Annotated in this window: 1 pseudogene; it reads left to right on the top strand. The window is 43.4% G+C overall.

Annotation, left to right across the window (positions count from 1 at the left end):
* A pseudogene (locus tag CHH91_RS21320) lies at window positions 1-156 on the top strand (short-chain dehydrogenase); the annotation flags it as partial.
* Between the last annotated feature and the right edge of the window lie 153 nt (window positions 157-309).

Consider the following 309-nt stretch of genomic DNA (forward strand, 5'->3'; position numbering starts at 1 on the left):
GACAGGCACCGTTGGAATGGCCAATCGCTTTCAAGTGAGGAATTAGCAAAAGTCTATCACTTTACCGACGTCGATGGCTCACAGCCAGATTGTTTTCGCTATTTGCTCGAAGTCCAAGAAGCTGGAAAGCCAGCAGATGTGAGCGGTTATCGTTAACCGTTTCATGGAAGCAAAGTTGTCCAGCGTTGCCGTTAGAGTGGACATTGGGTAAACTTAGGTATAAGCGGATTGACTTTTACGATTGTTTTCAATATAATCAAAAGCAATTTCATACAAAATTCAATGACGAGAACGAGTAGTGATGGGTCC

Origin of the sequence: Virgibacillus sp. 7505 (genome assembly GCF_002272135.1) — a bacterium.
Taxonomy (GTDB): Bacteria; Bacillota; Bacilli; order Bacillales; family Amphibacillaceae; genus Terribacillus.